General features: G+C 74.5%; 20 protein-coding genes. 10 read left to right on the top strand and 10 right to left on the bottom strand.

What is annotated here, in order from left to right; genetic code table 11:
* Complete coding sequence (locus AB0H75_RS30700) at positions 1-468, bottom strand: adenylyltransferase/cytidyltransferase family protein (RefSeq protein ID WP_367802261.1); 468 nt, start codon at positions 466-468, stop codon at positions 1-3.
* Positions 469-681: 213 nt separating this feature from the next.
* Here AB0H75_RS30700 and AB0H75_RS30695 point away from each other — a divergent pair, with 213 nt between their 5' ends.
* Positions 682-1,128, top strand: a complete 447-nt coding sequence (locus tag AB0H75_RS30695) for an ATP-binding protein (protein WP_367802259.1) — start codon at positions 682-684, stop codon at positions 1,126-1,128.
* On the opposite strand, the gene AB0H75_RS30690 is transcribed toward AB0H75_RS30695, so the two are convergent.
* Positions 1,125-1,469, bottom strand: a complete 345-nt coding sequence (locus tag AB0H75_RS30690) for a winged helix-turn-helix transcriptional regulator (protein ID WP_367802257.1) — start codon at positions 1,467-1,469, stop codon at positions 1,125-1,127. The genes AB0H75_RS30695 and AB0H75_RS30690 overlap by 4 nt on opposite strands.
* Positions 1,470-1,555: 86 nt before the next feature.
* Here AB0H75_RS30690 and AB0H75_RS30685 point away from each other — a divergent pair, with 86 nt between their 5' ends.
* Entirely contained in the window at positions 1,556-2,131 is a 576-nt protein-coding gene (locus tag AB0H75_RS30685) for an NADPH-dependent FMN reductase (RefSeq protein WP_367802255.1), read from the top strand.
* A 72-nt stretch (positions 2,132-2,203) separates the two neighbouring features.
* On the opposite strand, the gene AB0H75_RS30680 is transcribed toward AB0H75_RS30685, so the two are convergent.
* Positions 2,204-3,175, bottom strand: a complete 972-nt coding sequence (locus tag AB0H75_RS30680; protein WP_367802253.1) for a response regulator transcription factor — start codon at positions 3,173-3,175, stop codon at positions 2,204-2,206.
* Here AB0H75_RS30680 and thrS point away from each other — a divergent pair.
* From thrS to AB0H75_RS30660, 4 genes are all read left to right on the top strand, one after another.
* Positions 3,162-4,565, top strand: coding sequence for a threonine--tRNA ligase (thrS, locus tag AB0H75_RS30675; RefSeq protein ID WP_367802251.1), 1,404 nt, complete (start codon positions 3,162-3,164; stop codon positions 4,563-4,565). The two genes, AB0H75_RS30680 and thrS, sit on opposite strands and share 14 nt — an antisense overlap.
* Positions 4,566-4,681: 116 nt before the next feature.
* Positions 4,682-6,691, top strand: coding sequence for a TRAP transporter permease (locus AB0H75_RS30670; RefSeq protein ID WP_367802249.1), 2,010 nt, complete (start codon positions 4,682-4,684; stop codon positions 6,689-6,691).
* Entirely contained in the window at positions 6,688-7,647 is a 960-nt protein-coding gene (locus tag AB0H75_RS30665) for a TAXI family TRAP transporter solute-binding subunit (RefSeq protein ID WP_367802247.1), read from the top strand. Before AB0H75_RS30670 ends, AB0H75_RS30665 begins: the two co-directional genes overlap by 4 nt.
* Before the next feature lie 29 nt (positions 7,648-7,676).
* Positions 7,677-8,228 carry a DUF1850 domain-containing protein gene (locus AB0H75_RS30660; RefSeq protein ID WP_367802245.1) on the top strand — a complete coding sequence of 184 codons (552 nt, stop codon included), beginning with the start codon at positions 7,677-7,679 and terminating at the stop codon, positions 8,226-8,228.
* Here AB0H75_RS30660 and AB0H75_RS30655 read toward each other — a convergent pair.
* Complete coding sequence (locus AB0H75_RS30655; protein WP_367802243.1) at positions 8,123-9,091, bottom strand: magnesium transporter CorA family protein; 969 nt, start codon at positions 9,089-9,091, stop codon at positions 8,123-8,125. The two genes, AB0H75_RS30660 and AB0H75_RS30655, sit on opposite strands and share 106 nt — an antisense overlap.
* Positions 9,091-9,798 (bottom strand): DUF72 domain-containing protein, encoded by a 708-nt coding sequence (locus tag AB0H75_RS30650; RefSeq protein WP_367802241.1) that lies wholly within the window; start codon positions 9,796-9,798, stop codon positions 9,091-9,093. Before AB0H75_RS30650 ends, AB0H75_RS30655 begins: the two co-directional genes overlap by 1 nt.
* A 72-nt stretch (positions 9,799-9,870) precedes the next feature.
* Between AB0H75_RS30650 and AB0H75_RS30645 the strand changes: the two genes are divergently transcribed.
* Positions 9,871-11,526, top strand: a complete 1,656-nt coding sequence (locus AB0H75_RS30645) for a YibE/F family protein (RefSeq protein WP_367802240.1) — start codon at positions 9,871-9,873, stop codon at positions 11,524-11,526.
* A gap of 45 nt (positions 11,527-11,571) precedes the next feature.
* Here AB0H75_RS30645 and AB0H75_RS30640 read toward each other — a convergent pair whose 3' ends face one another.
* Positions 11,572-12,429 carry an NAD(+)/NADH kinase gene (locus tag AB0H75_RS30640; protein WP_367802238.1) on the bottom strand — a complete coding sequence of 286 codons (858 nt, stop codon included), beginning with the start codon at positions 12,427-12,429 and terminating at the stop codon, positions 11,572-11,574.
* Positions 12,430-12,495: 66 nt separating this feature from the next.
* Here AB0H75_RS30640 and AB0H75_RS30635 point away from each other — a divergent pair, with 66 nt between their 5' ends.
* From AB0H75_RS30635 to AB0H75_RS30625, 3 genes are all read left to right on the top strand, one after another.
* Entirely contained in the window at positions 12,496-13,338 is an 843-nt protein-coding gene (locus AB0H75_RS30635) for a DUF72 domain-containing protein (RefSeq protein ID WP_367802236.1), read from the top strand.
* Between the two features lie 86 nt (positions 13,339-13,424).
* Positions 13,425-14,009, top strand: coding sequence for a hypothetical protein (locus AB0H75_RS30630; RefSeq protein ID WP_367802234.1), 585 nt, complete (start codon positions 13,425-13,427; stop codon positions 14,007-14,009).
* 60 nt (positions 14,010-14,069) lie between these two features.
* Positions 14,070-14,813 (top strand): DUF427 domain-containing protein, encoded by a 744-nt coding sequence (locus AB0H75_RS30625; RefSeq protein ID WP_367802232.1) that lies wholly within the window; start codon positions 14,070-14,072, stop codon positions 14,811-14,813.
* A gap of 2 nt (positions 14,814-14,815) precedes the next feature.
* On the opposite strand, the gene AB0H75_RS30620 is transcribed toward AB0H75_RS30625, so the two are convergent.
* From AB0H75_RS30620 to AB0H75_RS30605, 4 genes are all read right to left on the bottom strand, one after another.
* Entirely contained in the window at positions 14,816-15,424 is a 609-nt protein-coding gene (locus tag AB0H75_RS30620; RefSeq protein WP_367802230.1) for a TIGR03086 family metal-binding protein, read from the bottom strand.
* 109 nt (positions 15,425-15,533) lie between these two features.
* The gene (locus tag AB0H75_RS30615) at positions 15,534-16,799 is read right to left on the bottom strand and encodes a M20/M25/M40 family metallo-hydrolase (RefSeq protein ID WP_367802228.1); all 1,266 of its coding nucleotides are present in this window, start codon (positions 16,797-16,799) and stop codon (positions 15,534-15,536) included.
* Positions 16,796-18,664, bottom strand: coding sequence for a prolyl oligopeptidase family serine peptidase (locus AB0H75_RS30610; protein ID WP_367802226.1), 1,869 nt, complete (start codon positions 18,662-18,664; stop codon positions 16,796-16,798). The genes AB0H75_RS30615 and AB0H75_RS30610 overlap by 4 nt, the downstream gene beginning before the upstream one ends.
* 4 nt (positions 18,665-18,668) lie before the next feature.
* Positions 18,669-19,796: a C39 family peptidase gene (locus AB0H75_RS30605; protein ID WP_367802225.1), complete on the bottom strand. Its 1,128-nt coding sequence runs from the start codon at positions 19,794-19,796 to the stop codon at positions 18,669-18,671.
* Positions 19,797-19,872: the final 76 nt, after the last annotated feature.

Below are 19,872 nucleotides of genomic sequence, written 5' to 3'. Positions count from 1 at the left end.
TCAGCCCTTCCCCGCGGCGTTGACGATGCGGGTGGTGGAGCGGCCGGGGATGGCCTCCAGCTCCCAGCACTCGGCACCGAGGATCGCCGCCGCCGCGGCCCGCGCTCCCGCGTGCGGGTCGCCCGCCGTGTGGGCCAGGGCGGCGGGGCTCATCGGGGCGAGCAGGTCGATGTAGTCGTCGGGGCCGTGCGCCTCCGGCGGGCCGGTCACGATGAAGACGCCCGTGACGAAGCGGAGCGCGGCCAGCACCTCGGCGCGCTCGGCAGCCGGGTTGAGCGGGCGGGTGGGGCCCTTCCAGGCACGCACGCGGGGGTCGTCCTCGACGCCGACGACGAGCGGCAGGCCGCGCGCCGCCACCGCGCCGAGGTAGCGCACGTGGCCCACGTGCAGGATGTCGAAGACGCCGGTCACGACCGCCGCCCCCGGCCGGTCGTACGGCTGAACCCAGACGGCCCCCAGGCTGCTCACGCGACCTCCTCCGCTGCCCCGCCGGCCTCGACGGCTCTCCTCTGGGCTTAGACCACTCGTCGATCGCAGCGTACTCGGTCGCCGCGGCGGCCCGCGCAGGTGACCACCGGAAAGGGCATTCCTACCTTTTGGCGACAGTCTCCGGAGCGCCCGGGACGCGTCTCATAACGCCACCCGGGTACGGGTCCGACTATGGGGGAGGTCGCTGTGGCGATGCCGGATGTTCAGCGCGTCAACGGGGGTGACGGGCCGGGCGCCGGCGACCTGGCCGTCCGGCTGCCGGGGGCGCCCCGCCAGGTGTCGAGGGCCAGGGCGATCGTCGCGGAGGCGCTGGGGCGCGGCCACCCGCTCCACGACGACGTGGTGCTGCTCACCAGCGAGCTGGCCACCAACGCGGTCCTGCACACCCGCTCGGGCTCCGGCGGCTCGTTCACGGTGACCGTGACCAGCACGCAGTCGGTGGTGCGGGTGAGCGTGCGCGACTCCGGCTCCGACGGGCCGCCGTGCGTGTGCCGTACGGGCGCGCGCTCGACCAGCGGGCGCGGCCTGCCGCTGGTGGAGACCCTCAGCCACCGCTGGGGCTTCACCCGGGAGAACGGCTCCACGACGGTCTGGTTCGAGCTGCGGCAGGCGGGCGCGCCGGCCCGGCCGGGAGACTAGCCCGTCGCGCGGCCGGGCTGGTCCTCCGGCAGCGGGATCCACTTGTGGGACCAGGCCACCAGCTCGTCCAGCGCCGGGCGCAGCTCCTCGCCCATCCGCGTCAGGTGGTACTCCACGCGCACCGGGGACGTGGGCAGGACGCGGCGCTCGACGATGCCCGCCGCCTCCAGCTCGCGCAGGCGGCGGGCGAGCATCGTGTCGTTGATGCCGGGGATGGCCGCCCTGATGTCGGCGTAGCGGTGGGCGCCCTTGAAGATCATGTGGATCACCGCGCCGGACCAGCGGGCGCCGATCAGCTCTAACGCGATGTGAAAACGGGTGCAGACGGAGGTGAGACTCACTCTCCGAGTCTACTTGTGCTAAGAAATAGTTAGCTACTCAATAATGTTGAGCAAAGCATCGTCCTCCTAGCGAGATTGGGAAAGTCATGGACCAGCCCGTCCTGCAGATCATCGTCGCCAGCAACCGCCCGGGGCGCTCCGGCCGCGCCGTCGCCGACTGGTTCCGCGAGCGGGCCGAGGCCTCGGGCCTGTTCCAGGTGGAGCTGGTGGACCTGGCCGAGGTGAACCTGCCGTTCATGGACGAGCCCCACCACCCGAGGCTGCGCCAGTACGTCAACGCCCACACCAAGGAGTGGAGCGCCACCGTCGAGCGCGGCGACGCCTACGTCTTCGTGACCCCGGAGTACAACCACAGCTTCACCGCCGTGCTCAAGAACGCCCTGGACTACCTGCACCACGAGTGGCGGCACAAGGCGGCCGGCTTCGTCAGCTACGGCGGGGTCTCCGGCGGCACCCGCGCCGTCAACGGCCTGCGCCAGGTGGTCAGCACGCTGAGGATGATCCCCGTGCTGGAGGCGGTGCACATCCCGTTCCTGGCCCAGTACATGACCGAGGACGGCGCCTTCCGGCCCGGCGAGGTGAGCGAGGCCGCCGCCGCCGACATGCTGGCCGAGCTGGCCAAGCTCACCGGCGCGCTGCGCCCGATGCGCCTGGCCTCCTGACCCCCGGCTGACCCCCGGCTGACCCCCGGCTGACCCCCGGCCCGCCGGTCCCGGCCGGCCGGGACCGGCCGGTCACACCTCCAGGCGGCACAGGCCCTCGGCCAGGGCCTTGGTGGTGAGCCGGGTGCGGCTGTCGCAGCCCAGCTTGGCGAAGATGTGCTCCAGGTGCGTGGTGACCGTGCGCACGCTGAGCACCAGCGCGGCGGCGATCTGCGGGTTGGAGTCGCCGGCCGCCACGCGGGTGAGCACGTCCACCTCGCGGCCGGTCAGCTCGTACGGCAACACGCACGGCCGCTCCCCGGCCACCGCTCCCTGCAACGACCCCTGGAACCCCACGCCGGCCCGCAGCAGCCGCAGCTCGTGCCAGCGCCCGCACCGGTCCAGCCAGAGGCCGTGGCGGCTCAGCTCGCGCGAGTCGATGAACGCGCGCGCGTAACCCGCCACGGCCGGGTCGTCCCACAGGGCCGCCGACGGCTCGCGCCCCGGCACCTCGCGCCGGGTGCCGAGCCGGTCGAAGGCCACGGCCGCGAAGCCGGGCGGCAGGCCGACGGGGTCGATCACGCACCGGCTCAGGTCGGTGAGGTGCGCGAGCAGCGGGCTCACCGCCGCCACCACCGCCCCTGTCCGGTGCGGGAACGCCTCGCGCGAGGCCAGGTGCAGCAGGCCCGTGTAGCGGCCCTCGGGCAGGAACAGCGGCGCGGTCAGGCCCGCCCGCCAGCCGTAGGGGGCCAGGTGGCGGCGGAAGTAGCGCTCGGTGCAGGGCTCGGGCATCGGCACGGGGGAGCGGGTGGCCACGGCCCGGCGGTAGGCCTCCAGCCCGGCGTACTCCTCGGCGGCGTCGCGGTCGATCTGCCGGTGGCCGTCGGAGACCACGCTGTGGTGCCGGCCCGTCGCGGGATCGAACGCGACGAACTCGTACGCGTCCAGCGGCACCACCCGGCGCAGCGCGGACATCGCCCCGTGGGCGTCGCCGCCGCCCGCCACCTGGTAGCCGACCTCGGCGAACGCCTGGAGATGGCAGACGTCCAGGGTGATCTCGGCCACCGCTCTTTTATACCATTCGCCACTCCTCGGGGGCTTGCTGAAGATTTTCTTCATCGGGGCCGCGTGCTACCGTTGGCACCATGCAGCGCGCCTACGTCCTCGCCACGACGACGCCGGACCTCGTCCCGGCGCGCTGACTCCATGCTCCCGGGCGAACGCCCGGGACCGCTGGTCGTTCGCCCTTTCCCGCGAAAGGATGATCATGAACGACCACCGCAGGCTCGGCCGCGACCTCGGCATCTTCGACACCGACCCGCTCATCGGCTCCGGGCTGCCCTATTGGCTGCCGGCCGGCGCGGCCCTGCGCAGGGCCGTCGAGGACTACGTGTACGAGCTGGAGCGCCGCAACGGCTACCAGCACGTCAACTCGCCCGTCCTCGGCAAACGCGAGCTCTACGAGAGATCCGGGCACTGGGCCCACTACGCCGAGGACATGTTCCCGCCGATGAGCGTCGGCGGCGAGGAGTTCGTGCTGCGGCCCAGCCTGTGCCCGCACCACGCGATCGTCTACCGCTCCCGGCAGCGCAGCCACCGCGACCTGCCGCTGCGCCTGGCCGAGCTGGGCGGCATGTACCGCTCGGAGCTGTCCGGCGTCCTCGGCGGCCTGACCAGGGTGCGCGCCATCCAGCTCAACGACGGCCACGTGTTCTGCCCACCCGAGCAGGCCGCCGCCGAGGTCTCGGCCGCGCTCGACCTCGTCGAGACCGCCCACGCCCGGCTCGGCGTGCGCGTCGCCCGCTACCGCCTGTCGCTGCGCGGCGAGGGCGGCAAGTACGTCGACGACCCCGCCCTGTGGGCCCGCTCGGAGGCGGTGCTGCGCCAGGTGCTCAAGGAACGCGGCCGCGACCACGACGAGGAGCCCGGCGAGGGCGCCTTCTACGGCCCGAAGATCGACATCCAGATCGCCGACCCGGCCGGCCGCGAGAGCACCCTGTCCACCGTCCAGGTCGATCTCTACCAGCCCGCCCGCTTCGACCTCGGCTACACCGGGCCGGGCGGCGACCGGCGCCGGCCCGTCATGGTGCACCGCAGCGTCGTCGGGGGCCTCGAACGGCTGGCCGCCCACCTCATCGAGGTGCACGGGGGCGCGTTCCCCGCCTGGCTGGCGCCCGTGCAGGCCGTGGTGCTGCCGCTGTCGGACGCGGAGCTGCCCGCCGCCGGCGACCTGCTGCGCCGCTGCCTGGCCGCCGGGCTGCGGGCGGAGCTGGCGCCTGCCGACCGGGGCAGCCTCGGGGCCAGGATCAGGGCGCACCGGCTGGTGCCGTACCAGCTCGTGGTGGGGCCGCGCGAGGCGGCCGAGGGGCGCGCGTCGGTGCGGCTGCGCGACGGGAGCCAGGCGGGGGAGGTGCCGGTGGAGCAGCTCGCCGCGCGGGCCCGGCCCTTCGCCTGACGGCTCCCGCCGGGCGCCGGGCGCCGGTCGTCCGCGAGCGAATGTGCGGCGGGCTCTTCCCGAGCACCTGATGGGCTCGTACAGTCCCTGCAACGCCGCGTGTCGGGGAGGACGCCTTGACCGGAGCGAGCGAGGGCGAGGCCGGGCCGGCCGCCGCCCGCGAGCAGGAGCGCCCGGCGCGCCGGCTCAGCGGGCGGCTCGGGCTCGGCGTGCGGGTGGCGGGCGGGCTGCTGTCGGCGTACTCGCTGGTGGTGGTCTTCCGGCCGGTCGAGGCGTTGCAGCACCGGATGACGTTCCTGGCGGTGGCGCTGCCGCTGGTCTTCCTCTGCTACCGGTCGGGCGCCCGGCTCCCGTGGCGCCCCCGCCCGGCCCCGACACCGGTGCCGGCGGAGGCGGCGGCGGAGGCGGCGGCGCCGGCGGAGGCGGCGGCGGGCGGCCCCGGCGAGCGGCCCACCGCCGCCGACTGGCTGCTGGCCGCCGCCGCGCTGGCCGTGCTGGCCTACCCGCTGGCGGACCTCGACGCCTTCCGCGACCGCGGCTCGGGCGCCGCGCTGACCGGCCTGGACGTCGCGGCCGGCCTCGTGCTGACGCTGCTGCTGCTGGAGGCGGTGCGCCGCACCGTCGGCTGGTCGCTGGCCGTCATCTGCGCCGTCTTCCTCCTGTACGCCTACTACGGCGGTCACCTGCCGATCGGCTGGACCATCGGCCACCGTGGCTTCGACCTCGCCCAGATCGTCTCCCAGCTCTACACCGGCACCGAGGGCTTCTTCGGCGTCCCGATGCAGGTCGCCGCCAGCTACATCGTCCTGTTCACCGTCTACGGCGCCGTCCTCGACCACTCCGGCGCCACCCGCTTCTTCATCGACCTGAGCTTCGCCGCCTTCCGCGACTCCCGCTCCGCCCCCGGCCGCACCGTCACCACCGCCGGCTTCCTGCTCGGCACGGTCTCCGGCTCGGGCGTGGCCACCACCGTCAGCCTCGGCAGCGTGGCCTGGCCGGTGCTGCGCCGCGCCGGCTACCCCAAGGAGGCGGCGGGCGGCATCCTCGCGGCCGGCGGCATCGGCGCCATCCTGTCGCCGCCCACCCTCGGCGCCGCCGCGTTCATCATCGCCGAGTACCTGCGGGTCAGCTACCTCGAAGTGCTGCTGTACGCGACGATCCCCACGCTCCTGTACTACCTGGGCATCTTCCTGGGCATCGAGATCGACGCGCGCCGCTTCGGCACCCGCCCCGTCCGGGTGGACGCGCCCCGGCCCGGCCGGCTGCTGCTGCGCTTCGGCTACCACTTCAGCTCGCTGGTGCTCATCGTCGTGCTGATGGCGCTGGACCGGTCGGCGTTCCAGGCCGTCGTGATCGCCACCGCCGTGGCCCTCGCGCTGTCGTTCCTCGACCCGCGCCACCGCATGGGCCCGAGGCGGATCGGGCGGGCGCTGGCCAGGGGCACGCTGGAGGTGCTGCCGGTGACCGCCGTGTGCGCGGCGGCCGGCATCATCGTCGGCGTCATCACCCAGACCGGCCTCGGGCTCAACCTCAGCGCGATCATCGTGGACGTCGCCGCGGGGAGCCTCGTCCTCACCGCCGTCATGTCCGGCCTGGCCGTCATGCTGCTGGGCCTGGCCGTGCCGGTGACCGCCAGCTTCATCATCGCCGCCGTGATCATCGGGCCGGCGTTGACCGCGCTCGGCGTCAGCCCCGCCGAGGCGTACATGTTCGTCTTCTACTACGCCGTGCTGTCGGAGGTGAGCCCGCCCACCGCCCTGTCGGCGGTCGCCGCGGCCGCCATCACCGGCGGGAACACGTACCGGACGATGATGACGACCTGGCGGTACACGCTGCCGGCGTTCCTGGTGCCGTTCGCGTTCGTGCTGACCCCCGACGGGCAGGCGCTGCTCGGCCAGGGGCCGATCGGCACCGTGCTGCTCATGGCGGCCGTCTCGGCGCTCGCCGTGGCCGCCCTCGCCCTGGCCACCGGCGGGCTGACCGGATGGCCCGAGCGGCTGCCGGCCGCGGTGGCGGCGGTGCTGCTGCTGTTCCTGGAGCCCGTCCCCATCGCCGCGGGCCTGGCCGTGCTGGCCCTGGCCGTCGCCGCGCACCTCGTCAGAGCAAGGAGAAGGGAGCCAGCGTGAAACGTCTCTCAGCGATGTCCGCCGCCGTCGTCCTGGCCGCCGCCCTGGGGAGCGCGGGCTGCGGCGGTGGCGGCGGCGCGGGCTCGGGCAACCGCCTGTCGATCGCCACCGGCGGCACCACCGGCGTCTACTACGTCTACGGCGGCGGCCTGGCCAAGCAGCTGTCGTCCGGCATCGCGAACACCCGGGCCACGGCGTCGGTCACCTCGGCCTCCGTCGAGAACATCAAGCTCCTGGCCAGCGGCAAGGCCGACATCGGCTTCTCCCAGATGGACACCGCCGCCGACGCGGTCAACGGCAAGGACACCTTCACCGCCCGGCAGCCCGTCAAGGCCATCGCCCGCATCTACGACAACTACACCCACGTCGTCGTCGCGCCGGGCGTCGAGGCCGCCAGGGTCGCCGACCTCAAGGACAGGCGCGTCTCGCTCGGCCCGGCCAACTCCGGCACCCAGGTCGTGGCCCGCCGCCTGCTGCGGGCCGCCGGGCTCGACCCCGACACCGGCGTCGCCAAGCAGCAGCTGTCCATCAACGAGTCCGTGCAGGCCGTCAAGGACGGCACCATCGACGCCTTCGTCTGGGTCGGCGGCCTGCCCACCGCCGGCATCACCGACCTGGTCTCCAGCAGGCCCGGGGTGAAGCTGCTCGACACCTCCGACGCGCTGGCCGGGATGCGGCGGGCCCACGGCCCCCAGTACGTCGGCCTCGACGTCGACCTGTCCGTCTACAAGCTGAGCGGCACGATCAGGACCGTCGGCATCGCCAACGTGCTGCTCGTCCCGGACACGATGAGCGAGCGGCTCGCCCACGACATCACCAAGGTCCTGTTCGAGCGCAAGGCCCAGCTGGCCGCCGTCCACCCCGAGGCCGGGAAGCTGGACCCGGCGCTGGGCCGGCAGGTGGCGCCGGTCCCGCTCCATCCGGGCGCGGCCCGCTACTACCAGGAGAACCCCTGACCAGGCCCCTGCCCGCCACCCTGCCCGCCGTGCTGCCCGCCGCGCTGGCCGCCCTGGCGGTGCTGGCCTGCGCGGCCGGCGGCGGCGCCGCGGGCCCGGCCGTGGCGGGCCTGCCCGTCCCCGGCGGCTTCCTGATCGGGTACGTGCACTCCGTGTACCACGCGCCCACGGCCGAGGTGTTCACCGTCGAGGGTGACCGGTTCACCATGCGGGCGGTCGTCTCGGCCGGCGGGGGAGTGCTCGACTACTACGCGCTCGCCGGCCCGCGCGGCCGCACCCGCGACGGCGCGTACGCGCTGCGCCTGGCCCGGCCCGCCACCTACGCCGAGCTGTCCCTGCTCGCCACCGCGCTCGGCCGCCGCACGCTGGTCGCGGGCGGCCGCTGCCGGCCGCTCTACCCGCCGGCCGGCGCCGCCGAGCTGCGGCTGCGCGTGCGGACGGTGCCCGCCGCCCCCGGCGGCCCCTGCCCGCCGCCCTACAACCAGTCCTTCTTCTTGAACACCGCGTACAGCGCCACCGACGTGACCGCCACCAGCGCCGTCGAGAACCAGAACCCCCAGGGCTGGCCGGAGCCCGGATAGGGCACGTTCTGCCCGTAGAAGCCGGTGATCATCGTGGGGACGGCGATGACGGCCGCCCAGCTCGTGACCCGCTTCATGATCTCGTTGAGCCGGAAACCCTGCTGCGACAGGCGCGTCTCGCGGACGTTGGCCAGCATGTCGCGGATCTCGCCCACCCACTCCGTGGTACGCAGCACGTGGTCGTAGACGTCCTCGTAGTAGGGGACCATCACCGGGTCGGCGACGAGGTCCTGGTCGCGGCGGAGCAGCGTGCCCAGCATCTCGCGCATCGGCGAGGCGATCTTCCGCAGCCGGGTGGCGTTCTTGCGCAGCACGTACATCGTCCGCTGCAGCTCCCTGCCGTCGCGCACGTTGCCCTCGAACAGCGACTCCTCCAGGGCCTCCACCTGCGCGTCGAGGTCCTGGACCAGGTCGAACTGGGTGTCGGCCACGTAGTCGAGCAGGCCGTGCAGCAGGAACGTCACCCCGTGCCCGGCCAGGCGCGAGGCGGCGTCCCAGCGGCGGGTCACCGCGCCGATGTCGAAGCGGTCGCTCTCGCGGACCGTCACCAGGGCGTTGGCGGTGACGAAGACGTCCACCTCGACCGGGTCGAAGCGGTCCCCGGTGACGTGCACCCCGTACACGGCGATGAACAGGTGATTGTCGTAGATGTCCACCTTCGGGCGCTGGGGGCCGCCGAAGACGTCCTCGACGGCCAGCTCGTGCAGGCCCAGCTCCCGCCCGATGGCGGCCAGGTCCTCCGGCGCCGGCGAGCACAGGTCGAACCAGACCGTGTTCTCCGGATCGCCCACATGGTCGGAGACCTCCTCGATCGGGAACCCTTCCTTCTCGAGGACGCCGTGACGATACAGCCGCGTGTGCACTAGGCGAGTCTGGCAAATCGCCGCGCGTCGCGCACCGCCGCGCCGCCCGGATCGTTGTTGAAGTACACGTACGCCTCCCGCCAGCCCGCCTCCCGCACCCGGGCCGCCCACGACGGCAGCGCCCGCCCGCCGTACTCCCAGCCGTCCGCCGCCTGGTGCAGGCGCAGGTAGCCCCACTCGGCGGTGCGCCACAGCGGCGTCACCGGCCGCTCCAGCCGGTCCGCCCAGCACAGCGCTGCCCCGCGCGCCTCCAGGACGCCCCTGACCTTCTCCTCCCACCAGGACTCGTGCCGCGGCTCCACCGCCACCCGCACCCCGGTGGGGAAGCAGGCCAGGCACCGGTCGAGCAGGTCGGGATCGGCCCGCAGCGTCGGCGGGAGCTGCAACAGGACCGGGCCGAGCTTCTCCCGCAGCGCCGAGGCCGCCGCCATCAGCCGCCGCACCGGCTCCTCCGGCTCGGCCAGCCGCTTGAGGTGGGTGAGGAACCGGCTCGCCTTGACCGCCATCACGAACCCGTCCGGCGTGCGCTCGCGCCAGGCGGCGAACGTCTCCGGCTTCGGCAGCCGGTAGAAGGCGTTGTTGCTCTCGACGGTGGAGAACTCGGCGGCGTACGCCTCCAGCCAGAGCCGCTGCGGGACCCCGTCCGGATACAGCACGCCCCGCCAGTCCTTGTACTGCCATCCGGAGGTGCCCACCCGCCATGTCATGGTTTACCCCTACCCTGACCCCCAACCTGCAGTACTGTCACTGTTCGTCAGGCGAGGAGGACCAACACGTCGATGGGCGCTGATCACGCGCACGGCCCCGCCGCCCCCCTGTCGCGGCGCGCGCTCATGGCCGGGCTGGCGGTGCTGGTGCCGCTGGCGATCGTCACGCTGGCGGCCCTGATCTGGCTGTGGCCGGACGGCGGGCGGCCCGCGCCCCCGCCGGAGACCGGCACCGGGCGGTTCACCGGCACCGTCACCGCCGTCACGCTCAAGCCCTGCCCGGCCGCGAGCGAGGGAGCCCCCCGGCCCGACCCGGCCACCTGCGGCGAGGCCACCGTCAAGGTCGGCGAGGGGCCGGACACCGGCAAGGACGTCGAGCTGCGCCTGCCCAGCGGGCCCGGGGCGCAGCGCTTCGCCGCGGGCGACGAGGTGATCCTGCTGCGCGACGCGGAGGGCGCCTACCAGCTCTCCGACCACGACCGGGGGACGCCGCTGCTGCTGCTCGGGCTGGCGTTCGCGCTGGCGGTGATCGCCTTCGGCCGCTGGCGCGGGGTGAGCGCGCTCGTGGGGCTGGCGGTGACGTTCGTGCTGCTGCTGACGTTCGTCATCCCCGGCATCGTCGAGGGACGCTCGCCGGTGCTGGTCGCCGTCGTGGGCGCGGCCGCGATCATGCTGGCCGTGCTCTACCTCACGCACGGCTTCTCGCCGTCCACCTCGGTGGCCGTGCTCGGCACGCTCGCCGCCCTGGCGCTCACCGCCGGGCTGTCGTCGGCGGCCCTCGGGCTCGCCCAGCTCAACGGCGTGACCGACGACGTCGCGCTGACGGTCGGCATGAGCCTGCCCATCGACACGCGGGGCCTGCTGCTGGCCGGGATCATCATCGGCGCGCTCGGCGTGCTCGACGACGTCACGGTCACCCAGGCGGTGACGGTGGCCGAGCTGGCGCGGGCCAACCCCTCCTACGGCTTCACCCGCCTCTACCGGGCCGCGAGCCGGGTCGGGCGGGCGCACATCGCCTCGGTCATCAACACGATCATCCTGGCGTACGCGGGGGCGTCGCTGCCGCTGCTGCTGCTGTTCGGCATCGGCGCCCAGCCCCTCGGCGAGGTCCTGACGACGCCCGTGGTCGCGCAGGAGATCGTGCGCAGCATCGTGGGCACGCTCGGCCTCATCTCGGCCGTCCCCATCACCACGGCCCTGGCCGCCCTGACCGCCTCCCGCCGGGCCCGCCCCGCCCCCGGGACCGCCGGGCGGGGCGCCGCCGAGGCGGAGGAGGACTTCTTCAGCCGCCCCGGCGACCCGGACGACGACGACTTCTTCCGCCGGCCGGACGATTCCTTCGACCGCCCGGACGACCCTTTCCCCCGCCCGGACGATTCCTTCCCGCGTCCGGACGACTCTTTCCCGCGTCCGGACGATCCCTTCCCGCGTCCGGACGACCCTTTCCCCCGTCCGGACGGCCCCTTCCGCCACGCGGACGGCCCGGCCCGGCCCGGTGACGGCCGACCGGCCGCCCCGGAGCGCTTCCCGGCGGCCGTCGTCCCTCCCGACCGCCAGGGATCCGCCGAGCGCCGGGATTCTCCCGTCCCCGAGGGCGGGTTCTTCACCCCGGCCACGCAACGCCCGGGCCCGCACCCGCACCCGGCCCGCCCGCAGCCCGGCGGCGGCGACCCTCGCGCCCAGCCGCCCGCCGAGCGCCGCCAGTCGCGGCACCGCCGCCGCGCCTGACCCCCTCCCGGAAGGTCAGCTCCCGGGAGGTCAGCTCCCGGGAGGTCAGTACGCCTCGGTGCTGCCGTCCACCCGCAGCTTGCGCCGGGCCCGCTCGTAGAAGGTGGTGCCGAGCCGCACCACCTTGGCGGCCCCCGGCCAGGCGCTGACCGTGATCGTTTCCCCGGGGCACAGGTGCCCGACGACGGCGCCGTCCACCTCGATCGCCAGCCGCCCGCTGGTCGGCAGCACCTCCAGCGTCACCTCCTCGTCGGCGGGCAGCACCAGCGCCCGGTTGAACGAGGAGTGCGCCGCCGCGGGCACCACGAGCACCGCCTCCACCCGGGGCGAGACGACCGGCCCGCCCGCCGAGAAGCTGTAGGCGGTGGACCCGGTGGACGTCGCCACGATCACCGCGTCGGCCGCGAACCGCACGAAGTCGCTGCCGGCCGGGGTGACCGACACCGCCGCCAGCCCCTCCCCGGGGATGCGTACCAGCGCGATGTCGTTGAACGCGGTCACCCGCGCCTCGGCGATCCGGGTCTGGATCGCCATCCGCGGCTCGACCGTGTAGCGGTGCTCGTCGATGGCCGACAGCGTGTCGGCCAGCTCGTCCACGTCGATCTCCGCCAGGAACCCGAGCCGCCCGAGGTTGACCCCCAGGATGGGCGTCGGCCGCCCGGCCAGCAGCCGCATGGTGCGCAGCATGGTGCCGTCGCCGCCCAGCCCCACCAGCAGGTCGGACCGCTCGACCAGGGAGTCGGCGTCCACCGGGACGGCGGTGCAGTCGATCCGCCCCACCTCCTCCGGCAGCCCCAGCACCGTGGCCCCCTTGCCGCCGGCCCAGCGCAGGATGGTGTCAATCGCCTTCTTGGAGTCGCGCCGCGGGTGCAACACCAGCCCGACCGTCCCGATCATGCCCATAGGGCCAGCTTATGCGGGCCCGCCCTCCGCTACCGTCGAGGCATGCGGCTTCATGTGGGATGTGCGATGTGGACGCACGCGAAGTGGCCGGGGCGGTTCCTGCCGCCGCAGCTCCCCGCGGGGGAGCGGCTGCGTGCCTACGCGACCTGGTGCAACGCCGTGGAGGGCAACACCACCTTCTACGCCACCCCGTCGCGCGAGACGGTGGAGTCGTGGGCGCGGCAGGCCCCGCCGGACTTCCGGTTCGTCGTCAAGCTGCCCAGGCCGATCACCCACGAGCGGCGGCTCGCGCCGGACGCCGACGAGCTGGTACGGGCGTTCCTGGAGGCGATGGAGCCCCTCGGGCCGCGGGCGCACGCGTTGTGGGTGCAGCTTCCCGCCGCGTTCGGCCCCGGTGACCTCGGCGCGCTGGCGGCCTTCCTGCACCGCCTGCCGCGCTCGCACCGGTACGCCGTGGAGGTGCGGCACCGGGCGTTCTTCGAGGACGGCCGGGCCGAGCGGATGCTGGAGCGGGTGCTGGCCGCCGTGGACGCCGAGTGGGTGCCCTTCGACACCACCGCGTTGTTCGCCGCCCCGCCCACCAGCGGCGCCGAGCGCGAGGCGTGGACCAAGAAACCCCGGCTGCCGCGCAGGACCCGCGCCCTGACCGGGCAGCCGATCGTCCGCTACCTGGGCCGCGACGCCACCGACCGGACGGTGGAGGGCTGGCGGCCGTGGCTGGACGCCGTCACCGCGTGGCTGCGCGAGGGCCGCTCGCCGACCGTCTTCGTCCACACCCCCGACAACGCCGGCGCCCCGGAGCTCGCCCGGCGCTTCCACGACGAGGTGCGGGCCCGCCTGCCCGAGCTGGAGCCGCTGCCCGAGCCGGCGCGGCCGCCGGCGGAGGACGAGCCGCTGACCCTCTTCTGACCGGGGATCCCGTGCCGCGCCGGAGGAGGCCCGCGACGAGCCCCGGGGATCAGGACGAGCCCCATGATCGCGTAATCTTTCCTGACATGACGGGCGACTCCGTGGCGAGACGGGTGACGAACCTGCTGGCGCCCCAGGTGCTGGTGATCGTCATGCCGCCGGTCGTCGGACTCGTCGCGCAGGGCTGGAGCGGCGCCGCCTGGGGGCTGGTGGCCTCGGCGCTGTGCGGCGGGGTGCCGGCGGCGGTGATCGCGGCCGGGGTGCGCTCCGGGCGGCTGGACTCCCATCACATCGTGGACCGGGCGCGCCGGGCGGGGCCGCTGACGGCGGCCGTGCTGGCCGTGCTCGCGGCGCTGCTGCTGCTCGTGCTGCTGGGCGCGCCGACGCTGCTGGTGGCGACCGTGACGGCGATGCTCGTGGCGCTGGCGGTGACCGTGCCGGTCACGTTGCGGTGGAAGATCTCCTTCCACGCGGCCGTGTCGGCGGGGACGGTCGTCGTGCTGGCCCACGTGCTGCCCGCCGTGCCGACGCTGGCGGCCGGGGCCGCGGTCGTGGCGGTGGTGTGCTGGGCGCGGGTGCGGCTGGCGCACCACACGCGGCCGCAGGTCATCGCGGGGGCGATCGCCGGGACGCTGACGACCTGGGCGACGCTGGCCGCCTTCGGGCTGTGATGACCCCTTCCGGGAGGGAAGAAGTGGAATAGGCGGGTGCGCGGCGGGGTTGCCGCGTCCATGGACACTGGAACCCGCGGCCGGGTGCGCGCCGAGCGCACGGCCAAGCGCGTCAGGACCTATCTGGGCGGCCGGCCGGTGGCCGACACCACCGCCGCCCTCCTGGTGTGGGAGGTCCCGTACTACCCCACCTACTACTTCCCGCTGCGCGACGTGGACGCCTCCGCGCTGAAGGCGACCGGCGCCACCAGGCACTCGCCGTCCCGGGGCGACGCCGAGGTGCACACCGTGACGAGCGGCACCGCCGAGGCCCGGGACGCCGCGCTGGTGTACCGGGACTCGCCGCTGGAGGCGATCCGCGAGCACGTCAGGTTCGAGTGGGACGCGATGGACGCCTGGTTCGAGGAGGACGAGGAGGTCTACGTCCACCCGCGCGACCCGTACACGCGGGTGGACATCCTGCCCAGCTCCCGGCACGTGCGGGTGGAGGTGGACGGCGTGACCGTGGCCGACTCGCGCGGCGCCCGCGTCCTCTTCGAGACCGGGCTGCCCGCCCGCTACTACCTGCCGAAGACCGACGTCCGGCTCGACCTGCTGGAGCACACCGAGACCGTCACCCACTGCCCCTACAAGGGGACGGCGGAGTACTGGTCCGTCAACGGTCACGAGGACCTGGCCTGGTCGTACCGGACGCCGCTGCCGGAGAGCGAGCGGATCGCCGGGCTGATCGCGTTCTACAACGAGAAGCTCGACATCTACGTGGACGGCGAGCTGCAGGAGCGGCCGGCGAGCAAGTTCGCCTGAGCTCAGGAGGCGGTGGCCGGGCGCCAGTGCGGGTCGCGGCCGAGGTAACGCAGCAGCGCGGCCACGTCGTCGTCGTCCTGCGCGGGGGCCAGGGCGGCGGCGTAGGCGCCCCAGGCGCGCAGTGGCTCGACGATCTCGCGGGCCACCTGGAGCAGGGGCCGGGCCAGCTCGGGCGTGAGCGGCGAGGGCGCGCCGGCCGCCACGGCGATGTCCCAGGCGTGCACGCCGGCGTCGAGCGCGCAGGCCGCCATGCCCGACCACGGCGCCATCTTGTGCGGCGGCACCGGGGTGGGCACCTCGGCGGCGTCGCGGTCGACGCCCGCCCAGGCGGCGGCCGAGCGGGTCAGCGCGGCCTCCAGGAACGCCCGCGGGTCCTCCGCGAGCACGCCGGAGGGGGAGAACGGGTCGAACTGCGGCCCGGGCTCGCCGGTGAGCGCGGAGGCGAAGCCGAGCTGGTCGCCGGCGGCGTGCTGCAGGACGTGCGTGACGCTCCAGCCGGCGCAGGGCGTCGGCAGGTCCCAGCCGCCGGCGGGCACGGCGGTGACCGCCGCGCGCAGCGCCTGGTGCGCCTCGTCCAGAACGTCCCAGCCGCTGGTGGTGGTGCTGCTCATCAGTGAATCCCCTTTCGTGGTGACTCCACTCTATCAGAACGGAATGCTTTGTTCCACTGTTGAAGACCACGAATCAGCATATCCAGCGCCTGCCTGAGATCCGCCTGAGTCAGCCCGTCAGCAGCCGGGTCAGGACGCGCACGCCGAACTCCAGCCCCTCCACCGGCACCCGCTCGTCCTTGCCGTGGAACATCCCGAAGTAGTCCAGGTCCGGGCGGAGCATGAGCGGCGCGAAGCCGTAGCCCCTGATGCCGATCGTGGCGAACGACTTGGCGTCGGTGCCGCCCGCCATCACGTACGGCACCGGCCGGGCCAGGGGGTCCTCGGCCGTCAGGGCGCCGGCCAGCTCGTCGAAGAACGGCGACGGGTACGGGACGTCCGGCGCGTCCTCCAGGTTGACGAACTCGCGGGCCACCTTGGGCCCGAGCAGCCGGTCGACCGTCTCCAGGAACTCCTCCCGCTGCCCCGGCAGGTAGCGCCCGTCCACGTGGGCGTGCGCCGCCGAGGGCACGACGTTGACCTTGTAGCCGGCCTCCAGCATGGTCGGGTTGGCCGAGTTGCGGATCTGGCTGCTGAACAGGCCGCCGAGGGGGCCGAGCCGGGCCGCCTCCTCGTCCAGCCGGTCCAGGTCGATCGGCTGCCCGGTGATCTCCGACAGGCTCTCCAGCAGCGCCGCCACCGGCGGTGTCAGCCGCACCGGCCAGCGGTGGGCGGCCAGCCGGGACAGCGCGTGCGCCAGCGTGGCCACCGGGTTGTCCACGGGCGGGCGCGAGCCGTGCCCGGCCACGCCGCGCGCGGTCAGCCGCATCCAGGCCGTGCCGCGCTCGCCGACCGCGATCGGGTACACCCGGTGCCCGCCGGCGGTCACGCTGAACCCGCCGGACTCGCTGATCGCCTCGCTGACGCCGTCGAACAGCTCGCGGTGCGCGGTCACCGCGTGCCGCGAGCCGTGGTCGCCGGTCGCCTCCTCGTCGGCCAGGAACGCCAGCACCAGGTCGCGCCTGGGCCGCTCGCCGCGCGCCGCCATGCCGAGCACGGCCGCGAGGGTCATCGCGCACGAGCCCTTCATGTCCACCGCGCCCCGGCCGTACACGCAGCCGTCGGTGATCTCGCCCGAGAACGGGTGCATCCGCCACTCGGCCGGATCGGCCGGCACCACGTCCAGGTGGCCGTGGACGAGCAGCGCGTCCGGCGAGTCACCGGCCACCCTGGCCACGACCGTGGCCCGTCCCGGCGCCGCCTCGAACACGACCGGCTCCAGGCCGGCGTCGGCCAGCAGGCCGGCCACGTACTCGGCCGCCGGGCGCTCCCCCCGGCCCGGGTTGGTGGTGTCGAACCTGATCAGGTCCGAGCAGATCTCGGCGACGCCCTTCACGCCCGCCCCTTCAGGACCAGCGGGGGGACCTCGGGCGTCTCCAGGCCGAAGATCAGCCCGTAGAAGGCCAGCTCGGCCTCCAGCGCCGCGACGATCGTCTCCTCCCTGCGCCAGCCGTGCTGCTCGCCGGGGAAGGTCAGCAGCGCCCACTGCTTGCCGTGCCGGTCCAGCTCGGCGGTGAACCGCACGGCCTGGCTCACGTCCACGATGGCGTCCTCCAGGCCGTGCATCATCAGGCACGGGCCCGACGCGCGGGCGGCGTTGAGCAGCGGCGAGCGCTCGGTGTAGCGCTGCCGGGTCTCCGGCAGCGGGCCCACCAGGCCGTCCAGGTAGCGGGACTCGAAGTCGTGGGTCTCGACCGCCCAGCTCTCCGGGTCGGTGATCGCGTAGAAGGCCACGCCGCCCGCGAACACGTCGCTGTGCACCAGCGCGGCCACCGTCGTCCAGCCGCCCGCGCTGCCGCCCCGGATCGCCAGCCGGGCGGCGTCGGCGCGGCCCAGCTCGACCAGGCCGCGGGCCACCCTGGCGCAGTCCTGCACGTCCACCACGCCCCACTGGTGGCGCAGCCGCTCCCGGTAGGCGCGGCCGTAGCCGGTCGAGCCGCCGTAGTTGACCGCGGCCACGCCGATGCCCCGGCTGGTGAAGTAGGCGATCTCCAGGTCGAGCACGACCGGCAGGTGACCGGTCGGGCCGCCGTGTACGAAGATCACGTACGGGGCGGGCCCGGCCGGCGCGCCCGACGGCGGGTAGAGGTGCGCGTGCACACCCTCGATCGTCACCGCCTCCGGCTCGGGCAGCAGGGCGCGCTCCGGCAGCGGCTTCGGGGCCGAGACGACCTCGCCCGCGCCGCCGTCCAGGTCGAGCAGCGTGACCTCCATCGGCGTGTACGGCGTCGCCCCCACGGCCGCCACCCTGCCGCCCGCCACCGACACGGTCGAGGCCCAGTGGGTGACCTCCGCGCCGCCGATCTCGCGCAGCTCGCCCGAGGCCGGGTCGAGCACGCCGAGCCGGCGCCGGTCGGCCGTGCCGTGCAGGGCGGCCACGCGCCCGTCCGCCGCCACGGCGAAGAACGTCAGGCCCGGCTTCCAGGGGGCGGCGCCGAACTCCAGCTCCACCGGGGTCAGGTTCGTGGCGGGGGAGCCGTCGAGGGGGACGAGGTGCAGGTTCCACCAGCCGGTCGGGTCGGTCACGGCGTACAGGCTCGCCGCGTCGCGCCACTCGGCCTGGACCACCGACTCCTCCGGGCCGCCTGCCACGACGCGGTGCGGGCCCGCCGTGCCGTCCTCGCGCAGCTCGGCCACGCACAGCTCGGTGCCGTCCCAGGGCATGTTCGGGTGGTCCCAGCCGATCCAGGACAGGTGGCGGCCGTCCGGCGACAGGCGCGGGTTCATCAGGAAGTGCTGGGCCGCCGCGACCACCCGGACCGGGCCGCCCGCCAGCGGCACCGCCACCAGGTCGCGCGCGTCGCCGCTCTCGCGCACCGCCCACACCTCCGCGCGGCCCGGCGGCAGGTACAGGTCGCCGTAGCGGGCCGGGCCCCCGGGCGTCAGCGGCACCGGGGCGGCGTCGCCGTCGCGGCGGTAGAGGCGCTGGTCGGCCCAGCTCGTGAAGACCAGGCCGGCGCCGCCGGGCAGCGGACGCCAGGAGCGGCCGCCGTACTCGACCAGCCGGTTGCGGGCGTTCCAGCCGGGCGGCAGCGCGTCCGTACGCGTGCCGTCCGGCAGCCTGCGCACCACGCACCGGCGGCCGCCCTCGTGCGGGCGCGGCTCGTCCCACCACACCTCGACCCCGGCGGGCGTGGCCACCGCCTCCACCCACTGGGGGCCGCCGTCGGTCCTGGCCACGTCGATCGGTCGAATGCTCATCAACTCACCAATTGCCATCACTACTAGGAGGAAGGGAATGACCGGGCGGGTGCAGCACGTACGCGATGCCGCCGCTGCCCGAGCCCCGCAGCCACACGCTCTCGAACGCGGCCCGCGGGTACACCCGCCGGACCTCGCCGTCCGGCGCCGCCGGATCGTTCACCACCACGTCGCCCGCCGCCGTGAAGCCGGTGACGACGTGGATGTGACCGCTCGTGGAGTAACCGGAGCCGGGCAGCTCGTGCGCCCTGAACGACTGGGACGTGATCACCGGGATCCCGGCCCGGACGAACAGCTCCAGCTCCGCCGCCGACCGCAGCCGCGTCACGAACCCCGCCAGCCCGTACCGGCCCGCGTAGGCCACGTTGAACGCCCAGTTGCCGGTGCCCTGGTAGCTCTCGTCGTAGGTGCCCATGGCCGCGTGGTCCACCGCCGGGGCCGGGTCGCCCGCGCCCACCCACGCCAGCTCGTCCGGGCCGGGGCCGCGGCCCCAGAAGCCGAGCACCATGGCCACCGACGCCGGGCCGCACCAGTTGGCGCCGCCGCCGTCGAAGCGCGGATGGTGCCCGGCGTGCGCGTGCTGCCAGTACCGCGGCACCGCCAGCTCCACCGGCTCGGCGGCGAGCGGAGCGCTCGGCGCGGCCGGCCTCGGCGGCACGGCCGAGGCCACCACGCTCAGGCCGGTCACCCGGGCGGGGCCGTGCCGGACGATCCGCACCTGGTAGGCCGTCACCGGCCGGCGCGCCACGAACGTGTCCACCGCCACGTCCCCGTTCTCGTCCCCCTGGCCGGGCACCGACGTGCGCGGGCCACCGCGCTCGAAGCCGCGCTCGAAGCCGTGCTCGAAGCCGCACTCGGAGCCGTGCTCGGACCAGCGCCCCATCACGTACCACTTGGTGCGGGCCCCGGACGCGACCCTGGCGCGCAGCGCGACCTCGATCCACGCGCCCGGCGGGGTGCGCGCGGTCCACGAGGGCACGAGCTGGGTGGCGGGAAAGCCGATCTCGCGCTCCTCGCCGGTCCACATCTCGCCGGTCGGCACCTCGCCGGTCCACGCCTCGCCCGGCGCCGGAGGCACGGCGAAGCGGGCGAAGGAGACGCGGGCCAGGTCGACGGTGAGCACCAGGCACATTGTGCTTTCGCGCCCCGTGTCGCACATCGGATGGTTTACGTACCGGTCCCGGGCCGCCCGGCGGCGCCGATCATGT

The sequence above is a fragment of the Nonomuraea sp. NPDC050783 genome, from assembly GCF_040802095.1.
Taxonomy (GTDB): domain Bacteria; phylum Actinomycetota; class Actinomycetes; order Streptosporangiales; family Streptosporangiaceae; genus Nonomuraea.
Note: the sequence above shows the minus strand (reverse complement) of the source record. Positions and strands in the feature narration are given on the sequence as shown.